We start from the raw sequence: 12,771 nt of genomic DNA, 5'->3' as shown, positions 1-12,771 counted from the left end.
TTTTAAAATCTGATGGACACTGTAAAGCCAGTTTGTCTTCCTAGAAGCATGTCTTGTTGAAAGGTTGGCTCAACCCTTACCTGCAGATTGGGATTAATGTCAAATTCTTTAAGATGAGAATCCACATGGGCATCGATGATTTGCAAGGCGTACCACAAGCCTGTTAGGATAATAAAGAAATCTCTTTCTCTACGGTAACGCTCAGTAATGCTTCTTAGACTTGCTTCGGGTAAGCCAGTGGAACTTGATTTGGTATTTAAGAATTGAAAAGTTTCACCACGGTAAAAGCGGTATCTGTCATTGTAAAAGTCTATGTAGTAACCAAAAAAGGCAAAGCCTCCGTAAACAATGGGCACCTTCCAATACTTCTTATTGTAAACCTGACCCGCCCCTGGTAAAATAGCTGCATACAATAAGGCTTTTTGCGGATTGAAACGTTTCGCTATGTAGGCCATTTTTGCAGAGTCGGCCTGACTTTGACTTTCCTGTTGAATGCGGACGGGAGAGGTGTTGATGACTTTATTTGCCAGACTATCTTGTGCCTGCACCGACAAAGCGCAATTAAACAAGAGCCAGGTAAGCGAGCTTACCATCAGCACTTTTGCAGTTGCTGAAGGATTCATTTTAAGGAAGGTATTGCTACTGTTACGCATTGAGGCGCTAAGATACGCGAAGAATGTCGAGTATGCGATTCAAATCTTCAACGGAAACAAAAGGTATTTTAATCTCACCTTTTCGCCCATCACTTTTTACCATCACCCTCGTGCTGAAGTGCGATGAAAGCTTGGATTGAAGCTGCGTCATTTCTTTGGCAGCCGCGCTTCCACCTGCCTGACTTGGGCTTGGAGTACTTTCAGTTTTAGCACCCCCCATTTCGCGCACTAATTCTTCTACCTTGCGTACCGATAGTTCTTCTGCTAAGGTCTTTTTGAAAATATAAAGCTGCTGGTCGGCACTATCTACATTAATAATAGCACGGGCATGGCCCATGGTAATGCGGTTATCCCTTACGGCAATCTGAATATCGGGTGGGAGTTTAAGCAGTCGCAAATAGTTGGTTACAGTGGCCCTGTTCTTACCCACGCGCTCACCCAGTTGTTCTTGTTTCAGATTACATTCCGTTAATAAGCGCTGATAGCTAAGGGCAATTTCTATGGCATTCAGGTTTTCGCGCTGAATGTTTTCGATCAGCGCCATCTCCAACATTTGCTGATCATCGGCCGCGCGGATGTAGGCCGGAATCATTTCAAGACCAGCCAGTTTAGATGCCTGGAAACGTCTTTCACCAGAAATCAGTTGGTATTGATTATGGGCTAAGCGTCTTACAGTAATAGGTTGAATAATACCATGCACCCTGATAGATTCGGCTAATTCAAGCAAAGCATCCTCATCAAAATGCGTGCGGGGTTGAAAGGGGTTGGTTTCAATTTCAGAAACCGGTATTTCATTTATGCCACTTCTGGGGCTGCTAACAGGCGCAACGTTGGCTACGGCCATTTCTGCTTCCAGACGGTCGGTCGTATCGTTATCACTCAACAAGGCGTTGAGTCCACGGCCTAAAGCTTTTTTCTTACTCATTTCGACTTACCATTTTTCTTTAAAATCTCATTGGCCAGGTTCAGGTAGCTTATAGCACCCTTACTTTCCGCATCATGCACAATTGCTGGTAAACCAAAACTGGGCGACTCACTTAACTTTACATTGCGTGGTATTATTGTGCTGAAAGTCATTTTCTGGAAATGTGTTCTTACTTCTTCTACCACTTGATTACCCAGGCTTGTGCGTGAATCATAAAGTGTTAACAAAATACCTTCAATTTCCAGGCCAGGGTTTAATCGGGTTTGAATAATTTTAATGGTATTCAACAATTTGCCTAATCCTTCCAAGGCAAAGTATTCGCATTGTACAGGAATAATAATAGAATCGGCTGCTGTGAGGGCATTAATGGTAATTAAACCCAGGGAAGGTGAGCAGTCAATAATTACATAATCATAATCGTTTTTAATAAGCTGGAGTGCTTCTCGCATTTTTTCTTCTCTGCGCTCAATGCTCACCATTTCCACTTCGGCACCAACCAGGTCAATGTGTGAAGGCATGATATCGAGCATCTTCAATTGCTCATTCTTTACAATGGCATCTTGTGCTTTCACACCGTCTACCATGCATTCGTAAATTCCGTTTTCAACATCTTTGGGATTGATCCCTAAGCCAGAGGTTGAGTTTGCTTGTGGGTCGGCATCAATGAGTAGCGTTCTTTGCTCGAGTACTGCTAAACTGGCTGCCAGGTTGATGGCTGTAGTGGTTTTGCCTACGCCTCCTTTTTGATTCGCAATTGCGATAATTTTTCCCATTGTACGGATAGAATAAGTAAAAAAATAAAGCCCTGACGGTTAAAATTTCGTCAGGGCTTCAAATATAGATGATTTGTTATGTGGTGGATATTTTATGTTCCACAAACGTTCCACGCTTTATCCACAATCGAACAATTCAGAATTTAAAATTCAAAATTTAAGATTAAGTATCTGCTAGTCAATAATTTGAAATTTTAAATTTCAAATTTGAAATTACTTTTTCTTGCTCTTTTTTTCCTCTTCAGCTTTTTTCCTGGCTTCTTCGCTGGCCTTCATGGCATTTTCAAGTTTGCTCATGAATTTCGACTTAGAACCGCCACCAGCTGCAATCTTCTTACGGTTCTCGTCCATTACTGAACGGATTTTGTCTTCGTCTACAAAACGCTTAATCACAATTTGCTGCACAATGGTAGCCATTGTGGAGACAAAGTAATAGAAGCTTAGTGCTGCAGGGAATGAGTTCAATACGAAGATAAACACAACGGGCATGATGTAACCCAGGGATTTCATCGGGCCTTGTACGGTAGTCATTTGATTATTCTGCCAGGTATAATATAGCGTGGCAGCTGTCATTAACAATACAAACAAACTAACGTGGTTACCATAGAATGGAATTGTAAACGGTAATGTTAGGATAGAATCGTAAGAAGACAAGTCTTCAGCCCACCACAAACTTTCTTGACGTAACTCTATACTGTTGGGGAACAAATAGAACATGGCCATTAAGATGGGCAATTGCAGCAATACAGGAATGCAACCGCTGAGAGGGTTAACACCCACTTGCTGGTATAGCTTCATTTGCTCTTGCTGAGCCTTGGCCATATCATCCGGGAATTTCTCCTTGATCTCATCAAGCTCAGGCTTTAACACCTTCATTTTCGCCATGCTTAAATTCGAGCTGTAGGAGAGAGGCAATAAAACAAGGCGCAAGACCAATACAAGCACAAGAATTACCAAACCGTAATTCATGTTGAAATCAACCAACACATTAAAGAGTGGACGAATAGCAAACTTGTTAATGTACTTGATGGGCGCCCAACCTAAATAAACGTTTTCGTTGAAGCCGGTTGTTACTTTTTCTAATTGATTATAATCGTTAGGGCCAAAATAGAAAGTGAAGTCAGCCTTATTGTCTGTAACAGCCTTTAGCGGAATAAATAGTTTTGCATTGGCACGTTTTACAACCGAAGTATCTGACTGGTTAACAGAGGTTTGTAATTCACCACCCGAAAAACTGTCCTTAGCAATGATAGATGCCAGGAAGAACTTCTGTTTAATACTGATCCATTTTAAAGGATCTGCAAAGGTTTCAGTTTCAGTATCAGTAGAACGCTCACTGATATAATCGAATTCACCTGCAGCCGTATATGAATTGATAGTGGTGTTATTACGGCTATCGGCCAGATCCTTCTCTAATGGACGAAGTATGTTAGTCCAGTTGAAGGTCAGTTGTTCGGTGCTCAGCTGTTCTGCAAGACCGCTATTTTTTAAGCTGTAACCAATCTCAAAACCAACAGGAGGAATGCTATAGGTTTGAGTGAATGAACCTGTCTCATTTCGCAGGGTAAAAGTTACTAAGGTAGTGTCATTCTTCTTGCTTACCTGAGAGCTATAATAAAGTGAATAGAGATCAAGTGGTTCACCTTTCACTTTTGTAGAGAGCTCAAAAGCATTAGAACGAGGTTCCACTAAAACCAATGGCTTACCAAAGTAAGTCTTATAGTTTTTAAGTTCCAAGTATTTAATAACACCCCCTTTAGTAGAGAATTCAATTTTTAGATCTTGTGTCTCAACACTAACCTTCTCATCACGGCCTGTAGCAAAAGCTCCGAAGCCCTGTAAGGCAGACACTTTGGCGCTGTCCAGCAGGGGAGTCGTTGCAGCTACGCTGCTGTCGCTTGTCGTTGCCGCAGCTGGAGTACTTAACTCAGTGGAAGTAGTCGGTGCTGCCTGTGGTTGAGGGGTGGGGCTAAACCAATAAAAATAAACTAATAAGAGGGCGCCCATGAGGGTCATCCCGATCGCGGTGTTTCTATCCATTATTTCTCTGCTTCTTTCTTGTGATTAATAGCTGCTTCAACAAATTTTACAAACAGCGGATGTGGGTTCATAACAGTGCTTTTCAGTTCCGGATGGTACTGCACACCAACAAACCAGGGGTGATCCTTCAATTCTACAATTTCAACAAGACCGGAATCAGGGTTAATACCTGAAGCTTTCAAACCAGCTTCTTCAATTTTATCGAAGTACTTGTTGTTAAATTCGTAACGATGGCGGTGCCGCTCCTGTATGGATGTTTCGCCATAAATGGCGTAAGCCTTGGTTCCCTTCTTGATTTTACAAGCATAAGCACCTAAGCGCATGGTACCACCTTTTGTGGTTATTTTTTTCTGCTCTTCCATCATGTCGATAACAGGATGTTTGGAGGCAGCGTTTAATTCAGTTGAGCTTGCATCTGCCCAGCCTAAAACATGGCGGGAGAATTCAATAACGCAGCACTGCATACCCAGGCAAATGCCGAAGAAGGGGATTTTATTTTCGCGTACGTGACGGATGGCTTCAATCTTGCCTTCCATACCACGTTCACCAAAACCAGGCGCGACCAATACACCATCAAGGCCTTTTAATACATCGACAACAGTGTCTTTATTAATATCTTCAGAGGAAATCCACTTGACGTTTACCTTACAATCATTCTCTGCACCGGCATGTACAAAAGCCTCAGCGATGGATTTGTAAGCATCTGGCAAGGAGACGTATTTACCGACCAGGCCGACAGTTACTTCCTCATCGGGATTTTTGAGCTTGCCTAAAAACTCCTTCCAGCCTTCCAGATCAGGCTCGCCTTTAACTGGTATTTTGAGTTTAGAGAGTACGCGCTCGTCTAGTTTTTCTTTGCGCATGAGAAGAGGTACATCATAAATGGTGTCTGCATCCATTGCTTCTATTACTGAGTTGATATTAACGTTACAGAATAAAGCCAGTTTCTTGCGTATCTCCATCGGCAAGGGTCTGTCGGTACGACAAACCAATATATCCGGCTGAATACCGGCCTCTAAGAGTTCTTTTACCGAGTGTTGCGTAGGCTTTGTTTTTAATTCTTTAGCTGCAGCCAGGTAAGGCACAAGCGTTAAGTGGATGACCAGTGAGTTACCAGGTCCTAATTCCCACTTTACCTGACGCACCGCTTCTATAAACGGAAGCGACTCAATATCACCGACTGTACCACCTAACTCTGTGATAATGAAGTCGTACTTGTCATCTTGGCCGAGCAACATGATGTTGCGCTTGATTTCATCAGTGATGTGAGGTATAACTTGTACCGTTTTACCCAAATATTCGCCTTTGCGCTCTTTTGTGATGACATTATTATAAATGCGGCCTGTAGTAACGTTATTCGCCTGAGAGGTGGGCACATTCAAGAATCGTTCATAATGGCCCAGGTCAAGGTCAGTTTCAGCACCATCATCCGTTACATAGCATTCGCCATGTTCGTAAGGGTTAAGGGTACCCGGGTCGATGTTAATGTAGGGGTCAAACTTCTGAATAGTAACGCGATAGCCTCTGGCTTGAAGTAAGCGTGCCAGGGAAGCAGCGATAATACCCTTTCCGAGGGAGGAGGTTACCCCTCCGGTAACAAAAATGTACTTAACGTTAGACATGCGTGGTTGTGAAAGCAGTAAAAAATCGCGTGCAAAGGTAGGCTTTTAAGGGGAATGCCGAAACTGAAAAGGAGATTTCGTATAGCCCCATGGTTGAAAATGAAAAGACGCCTCTTGTGGAGCTTTTTATCACATTATTTTGACTTTTAACATATATTAGAGGTTTGTTTTCGGTTACACCCTTGGCTTTTTGATTATTAACCACCTGTAAACCTGCACTGCCCCCGCATGAGAAATTTTTTTATAGCCTCACTGGTATTTTTTGGATTATTTCTTTTCAAAACAAACAAAACCTATTCTCAAGGGTGTTTGGCTGCTGCTGGAGATGGTATTTTCTCAGGTGGAGTAAATTTAGTTCAATCAGGATTCACTTGTGTTAACATCGATAATGCAAATGCTTTTGTTGCGGCAAGTGGTGCAATACTAGAGGTTACAGTTGGGCAAGTATTTCCTGGAGACGTTGTTCAGGCTCGTATAGATTGGGATGGCACAGGAACTGCTTTAGGGTTTACTGCGTATTTTAATCTAGCTGATTTAGGTGGCGGACTTCATAGGGGAAATAGTCCAAAGTTCTATTTCCCTGTTACCAATACTGCTTGTGAATACAACCCTATTGTTCAGTTTCGGATAAATGGTGCAGCAGAGTGTTTTCCTAGTTGGGGTACACCACCGACAATTTTAAGATATAATAGAGAAGGAATAGCAAACTCCGCGAGTTCTGATATCATAGTTACCGATACAAATAACCCAGCTAATGCAGTAATTGAGGTGTGTGCAGGAGTAGCAACAACTGTTAGTTTCACGGACAGGTCTAATTTTAACTGTAATGTAGTAGGACCGAATGATGTTACCTCTGCAGCCAGAATTAACAATGTAAGAAGGTGGAGGGAATATGTATATGGAGGATCCGGTGCATTGAATACCATAACAGGGTCAGTATTAGTGGATGCAACGCCAGTAGCCACAGGCACAGGTTTAGATGGAGGAGTTATTACTTATGCACTTACAGGTGGTGCACCGATTGGTCCCGGAGGTGGTCCTGACTTACCGGCAGTTTCAGCTGCATTTGTGAATCCTCCCACCCCCCTGAATACACTTAATATAACTATACCAGCTACTGCGCAACCTGGTGAAGAATTCGTCATTACTACACGCTATTGGAATACTTGTAATTCTTACAATTTTGCAGGTGTTCCTCCTGTGGAATTTAACCAATCGAGGGTTAGAGTTGTTGCTCAGCCAACTGCTCCTGCGGTTGTAGCCAGCAATGCTGTTTGTAATGGAACAACACGATCAGGCATGCCGACTTTTGCTATTACAGGAGCTACAGCAAACTCAACGGTTAGATGGTATGCTAATACAAACGCAGCAACACCAAAAGTACCGGGTACTGTTGGAGCTTTAATAACTACAACTACGGCTAACGGTGCTGGTGCTTCATCTATTCCATTCTCAACGGCTTTTACAGGTGCAGCCGGCACCGTAATGCCAGCCGAAAACTATATTGTTTGGGCAAGCTATGTGGGTGCATCTGGTAGCTTACTTTGTGAGAGTTTCCCGGTTGCCGTTACAAGAAGTGTTAGAGAACCATTGAGCCTTACTAGTCCTCTTCAAACAATCACACCAACTATTAATGGTAGTTTATGTCCGGGAACTAGTGGTCATACATTTGCATTAAGTATGCCAGCAGCACCAAATGCAAGACCTGTTGGTGGAAATACAGAATATGTATGGACAGTACCCACTAACTGGACAATTACAGCTGGGCAGGGGACTAATCTGATAACAGTCTCCTTAAATTCCAGTGCAGCAGCGGGAAGCCAAAGTCCTAGTGTAGTTTGGCGGTATACCACCAATCCTCAATGTACCTCAGGATCAATTTCTCAAGCAGTTACAGTATTAGCCCTTCCTGCCATAACAGTTCAACCAGTAAACAGGGATATTTGCGAAGATGGTTCGACAACATTTGGTGTAACCGCTACAGGAGCCGGGCTAACTTACCAATGGCAAATAGATGCGGATGGTGCAGGTCCCGGAGGTTTTGCTATTATACCAACAGTTGGTGGAGACCCTTATACAGGAGAAACTTCTGCTACATTAAACGTGAACTTAGCTGGCCTTGGACTTGGAACAACACTTAATGGAGCTCAGTACCGTTGCGTTGTGAGTGGAACGTGTTCGCCCTCCCAAACATCTACAGCCAGAACATTAACTGTACGAGCCAAACCGTTAATAACAACTGAACCAATTGACAGGGTAATTTGCGTTGAAGGAAGCACAACCTTTAATGTGGTTGCCACAGGACAAACTACATTAACTTATCAATGGCAGGTAGATACAGGCCTTGGTTTTGGCAACATCAGTAATGGTGGGGCATATAGTGGAGCAACATCCGCGACACTTACTGTGAATACTAGTGGATTAGGATCAACCTTCGATGGATTTTTATATAGAGTGATTGTTGGCACAAGTGGTGCTCAGTGCGCTGGTAATACAGACACATCGATTGATGCGTTGCTAACAGTTGATGGCCCCACAGTGGATATAACGACAGGCGCATCAGCAAATGTTTGTGCGGATGCTAACTTAAATTTATTAGCGAATGAATCTTTTTCAAATACGAGTTTTGCCAGTAGGATTTGGACTGGTACTTATGATGAAACCGGACCTACTGCCTTAATTCCACTGACAGTTGCTGATCTTGATGCTTTGTTGACCGATGGAGGAGTTGGTTCTAGAAGAACAGCCCTTAATCCTATTTTTAATTCAGATGGGTTAGGACCAAATAAAACTGGTGTGTATATTCTACGACTCACCACTACTGACAATTTAGGATGTACAGATTTTGATGAGATTACCATAAATGTTACCCAGGTAGATGCCAACATTTTGTATGGATTTGATGCAGGTACGATAACTGACAACACACTAAACGCATCCATCTGTGCAGGAACAAATTTATTCTTAAATGGTAATCCAACAGGTGGTTCAGGAACATATACTACCCATGTATGGACTATCGAAGTCCAACCAGGTGGTGCTGTTGGTTCCTTATCAGCAACTAATATTCCGAACCCGATTTTTAACTTTACAACTCCTGGAACTTATGAATTAAGCTACTTCGTTGAGGATAATGGAGGTTGTAGCTTCACAACAGATCCAGCTAAGAACATTACGATTATTGTCAATCCACTACCGGTAGCTAATGATCAGACGCCTACTGCGATATGTTCAACAACAGGTGGAGGTACCACGGCAGTTGTAGATTTAACCTCATTACAAAATTCAATTAATAATACAGGCACGGTTACTATCAATTGGTTTAGTGATGCAGGTCTGACTACACCAATAGGTGCACCAGCAACTGCTACTGTTACCAATGGCGTTGCTGTTTATGCAAGGGTAAGAGAAAATGCAACACCTAATTGCTTTAGTGTTGCCACAGTTACGTATACTGTTGAACCGAGACCCGCGGCACCAACATCAAACGGTAATATCATCTCATGCTCTGATGTAATTGGCGCAGCAACGGTGAGTGTGGTGAACCCGGGAGGAGGCATTCAAATTGATTGGTACGATGCACCAACTGGGGGTAATCTGCTGTTAACCAATAATCCTGTTTTGAACCCTGTTGCTGGAAATGAACCTGCACCTGGCGCGACTGTTACTCTTTATGCAGAGGCCAGAGATGCTGGCACAACTTGTACCAGCAGTACAAGAACTGCCGTTACACTAACTTCTGATGAGTTGCCGGCAGTTGCAGATGCTGGCCTCGATCAACCCAGCCTATGTTCAGGGAATAGCATAACATTAGCAGCTACTTCAGTTGGTGCTGGAGGATTAGGCACTTGGACAATTCCGGGAGCTGTTGCCTATTACCAAACTTTTACTGCACCCAATTCAACTAATACTTCTACAGCATTTAATGGTTATACCAGAGATGTAGTAAGTGATCCACAAACTTTTAATGGTGGATCTGGATATTTTCATATTATATCTAACCGATTTGAAGCTAATAATACCAATGGAACGTTAGGTGCGGGTGGAGCCAATGTAGCAGAGCTTGTGTGGAACTCAAGCGTGATTGATATTTCAACTTTTGGTGCTGTTAATTTGTCAATTGATTTAGTTAATGTATCTGGTGGTTTGGGTGGAACAGACGACTTCATTATTGCTGAATATCGACTCAATCAGGTTGGCGGATACACGACCTTGACTAATGGAAACAGAAATGGCAATTTTGCTAATGTAACAGCTACAGCAACAGGATTAACAGGTAATCAACTGGAGATACGCGTTCGCGTGGCGAATGACGGAGTAGCCGATAGAATTGCCTTTGATAATGTTACGGTAAAAACTGCTGCAGCGTCAGCTATTACATTTGCAGATGCCAATAGTCCGACAAGTACTGTAAGCGGTTTACCACAGGATGCACCTGGTGGAGCACCGATTGCAACTACACTTCGATGGGTAACTAGTAGTCAATTAGGTACTTGCGCCCCTGGCACGAGTGATGTAATTCTTACTGTGAATCCTTTACCCACTGCGGTTGATCCCTTGCCAGTGCTTTGCGAAGACACATTTGGAAGCAGAACAGTAGTAGGTGTTGATTTAACAACCTATAACACATCAATAACTAACAATGCTGCAACATCAACTATAGAGTGGTTCGAAAACGCTGCCTTAACAATTGCAGCACCTGCTACTGTTGATGTAAACACAAACGCAACGTATACGACTACTGAAAAGTTTTATTTCAGAGTTACGTCAGCAGCACCACAGTCTTGTATAAACACAGGAGAAATTACTTTCACAGTTACACCATTGCCGGCAGTTGCTTTGCCAACATTGTCAAGTAGAACCTTTTGTGATGATGTTCAGGGTGGAGCATTGTTTGCTTCGGGTATTAATCTTGAAACACTTTATAATAGTCAGATTAATGGAGCTGCTACTATACGATGGTTCCCTACTTTAGCAGATGCTCAAGCGCTGACCAACGAAATTGTTGCTGGTGCTGGAGCTGGTCAAACGCAAAACTACGCTGTAACAAATGGAGATGTTTTGGCCGCATTAGTAACTGGGGTGAATACCTGTGTTAATTACCAAACAGTGCCGATTGTTGTAAATCCGTTACCACAGCAGCCTGCTATACAAGGTATCAGTACGAGTTGCTCTGATGCTACCGCGATAACTTCTTTTAACTTTAATACAACAGTTAATAACTTTGGGACCTTGCGTCAGTACAATTGGGAGATTGATGGGGCAGGCGTGAACTTTGATGTATTCGATCTTACCACTTTTACATTCATAAGCACAGATAACTTCGTGTTAAATGGAAGTTTATCTTCACTCATCATTATGCGTTTCCCTAACCCGGGAACTTTCACTTTTACTACCAGTGAAACCATCGATGGATGTACTGGTGCTGATAATGTAAAAGTTGTTACCATCACTGCAGACCCGGCTCCATTAGCATTTTTAGCAGCACCTGCAGAACTTTGTAAAGGTCAGCAAAGTGTTGTGTATTCATTAACATCTACTCCCAATCCCGGCTCAACATATACATGGACCGTTGTCGGAGGTTCAGTCGTTGGACCATCCGCTGGTAATTTTACAAGCGTAACCATTAACTGGGGTACATCAACGGTTATCCAACCTTCTGTAACAGTTACTGAGGTTAACTCAGGTGGTTGTTCAGGTACTGATGTTTCAGTCAATGTGTTTTTACGTGATTTGCCAGTAATGAGCTCCGGGACTACGGCCACTATTTGTAGTGGATTAGCACCATCTTCTGCATTAACCTTCTCTGCGCTAGTTGGAGGTGCACCACCAGCTAGTCCAGTTACTTTTAATTGGGAGGCTGTAAATGTTCCCGCCAATGTAACTGGTATTGTTCAAGGGCAAACAGGTACAGGAAACATTAATGCGATTTTAAACAACATATCTGGTGTAGCGGGTATCGTAACTTTTGAAGTAACACCCATAGAAAATGATGTGCCTAACCCACCAAATTGCGAGGGAGCAACCCAAACTGTATTTGTTACTGTTAATCCGGAACCTGTCATTGTTCCAAGTCAGGTCAAAACCATTTGTAGTGGTGATGCTGTAGATTATAAAATTCTATTGAACCCGGCAGCCTTACCAGCCAATACGCGTTTTGAGTGGACTGCACCTGCAATGTCTGGTGGTGGTGCACAGGGCAGTGCTAGCCCTGTTGGTGGTGTTTTGCAAAGCAATGCTTTACACCTTACCGATGTATTAACAAATACTACAGGGTTGCCAATTACAGCAACGTACACCATAACAACTTTTGATGGGGCGTGTATCGGTACTAGTCGCGATGTTGTGATAACAGTAAATCCATCACCTGTAATGACAAGCGCAACAGCAGAGACGATCTGTAGTGACGGGACACCGACTACCGTGTTTACTTCAAATGTAGCGGGCAGCACCTTTGAGTGGGAAGTGATGAGCAAGACAGGTACCTCAACAGGATCCACGATTGGCGATGTAGGCACAGGTAATTTGAATCAGGCCTTAGTTAACGTATCAGGCGCATTAGCTACGGTTACGTATCGTGTTCGTGGGATTGGTCCTGGTCCAGATAATTGTATAGGAGCTTACCAAAACATCGTGATTACGATTACACCCAAGCCGGTGATGACGAGCGCAACAGCAGAGACGATCTGTAGTGATGGGACACCGACTACCGTGTTTACTTCAAATGTAGCGGGCAGCACCTTTGAGTGGGAAGTGAT

Annotated in this window: 6 protein-coding genes; 1 reads left to right on the top strand and 5 read right to left on the bottom strand. The window is 43.0% G+C overall.

Annotated features, from left to right (window positions below; translation table 11 throughout):
• Positions 1–2: 2 nt before the first annotated feature.
• From ACO1XM_RS16505 to pyrG, 5 genes are all read right to left on the bottom strand, one after another.
• A complete protein-coding gene (locus ACO1XM_RS16505; RefSeq protein ID WP_486230994.1) occupies positions 3–623 on the bottom strand; it encodes a DUF5683 domain-containing protein in 621 nt (206 codons plus the stop codon).
• A 37-nt stretch (positions 624–660) separates the two neighbouring features.
• Positions 661–1,578 (bottom strand): ParB/RepB/Spo0J family partition protein, encoded by a 918-nt coding sequence (locus ACO1XM_RS16500; RefSeq protein ID WP_486230991.1) that lies wholly within the window; start codon positions 1,576–1,578, stop codon positions 661–663.
• Positions 1,575–2,351 (bottom strand): ParA family protein, encoded by a 777-nt coding sequence (locus tag ACO1XM_RS16495; protein ID WP_486230989.1) that lies wholly within the window; start codon positions 2,349–2,351, stop codon positions 1,575–1,577. The genes ACO1XM_RS16500 and ACO1XM_RS16495 overlap by 4 nt, the downstream gene beginning before the upstream one ends.
• A gap of 213 nt (positions 2,352–2,564) precedes the next feature.
• Positions 2,565–4,391 carry a membrane protein insertase YidC gene (gene yidC / locus ACO1XM_RS16490; protein WP_486230987.1) on the bottom strand — a complete coding sequence of 609 codons (1,827 nt, stop codon included), beginning with the start codon at positions 4,389–4,391 and terminating at the stop codon, positions 2,565–2,567.
• Complete coding sequence (gene pyrG, locus ACO1XM_RS16485; protein WP_486230985.1) at positions 4,391–6,013, bottom strand: CTP synthase; 1,623 nt, start codon at positions 6,011–6,013, stop codon at positions 4,391–4,393. The genes yidC and pyrG overlap by 1 nt, the downstream gene beginning before the upstream one ends.
• A gap of 228 nt (positions 6,014–6,241) precedes the next feature.
• Here pyrG and ACO1XM_RS16480 point away from each other — a divergent pair.
• The coding region (locus ACO1XM_RS16480) for a PKD-like domain-containing protein (RefSeq protein WP_486230983.1) at positions 6,242–12,771 on the top strand (6,530 nt) is incomplete at its 3' end.

This window comes from Chryseotalea sp., assembly GCF_057350905.1.
The sequence above is the reverse complement of the archived record's forward strand: the minus strand, read 5'-3'. Positions and strand labels throughout refer to the sequence as shown.

Excerpts from the sequence above, each read along its gene's own strand:
- ACO1XM_RS16495 (WP_486230989.1), bottom strand. The coding sequence starts at position 2,351 with ATGGGAAAAATTATCGCAATTGCGAATCAAAAAGGAGGCGTAGGCAAA.
- ACO1XM_RS16500 (WP_486230991.1), bottom strand. The coding sequence starts at position 1,578 with ATGAGTAAGAAAAAAGCTTTAGGCCGTGGACTCAACGCCTTGTTGAGT.
- yidC (WP_486230987.1), bottom strand. The coding sequence starts at position 4,391 with ATGGATAGAAACACCGCGATCGGGATGACCCTCATGGGCGCCCTCTTA.
- pyrG (WP_486230985.1), bottom strand. The coding sequence starts at position 6,013 with ATGTCTAACGTTAAGTACATTTTTGTTACCGGAGGGGTAACCTCCTCC.
- ACO1XM_RS16505 (WP_486230994.1), bottom strand. The coding sequence starts at position 623 with ATGAATCCTTCAGCAACTGCAAAAGTGCTGATGGTAAGCTCGCTTACC.